Source organism: Pseudomonas sp. HY7a-MNA-CIBAN-0227, assembly GCF_040310325.1.
Lineage (GTDB): Bacteria > Pseudomonadota > Gammaproteobacteria > Pseudomonadales > Pseudomonadaceae > Aquipseudomonas.
This window is the reverse complement of the sequence record NZ_JBEOPT010000047.1, coordinates 1-379: the sequence shown is the minus strand read 5'-3', so window position 1 is coordinate 379 and position 379 is coordinate 1. Positions and strand designations below refer to the sequence as shown.

General features: G+C 59.4%; 1 protein-coding gene. It reads left to right on the top strand.

What is annotated here, in order from left to right:
• Window positions 1-379: DUF4158 domain-containing protein (locus AAEZ06_RS26900; protein ID WP_350617113.1), on the top strand; the 379-nt coding region annotated here is incomplete at both ends.

Sequence of the window (379 nt, the reverse complement as noted above, 5' to 3'; positions counted from 1 at the left end):
GTCTTGATCTTTGGCTGGTATCGGCAAGCCCCTACGCGCGTCTGCCTCCTGATCCAGCTGAAACTCCTGCAACGGCTCGGCTATTTCCTTCCACTCGCAGCCACGCCACCGGCAATCCTTGAACATATCTGCCGCCTTGCAGGATTGCGAGTTCCCGCCAAGGTCGCCCTGCAGCGTTACGACCAATCCGGCAGCAAACCACGCCACCAGCAGCGGCTTCGCGTGCATCTGGGCATTCAGGTGCTGGATGCCGAGGGCGATCAGTGGCTGGACGAGGTCGCTCATCAAGCCGCCACCTCGAAGCAGGAACTACCCGACATCATCAACATCCTCATTGAAGAGCTGGTTCGCCGCCGTTATGAACTCCCGGGTTTTACAC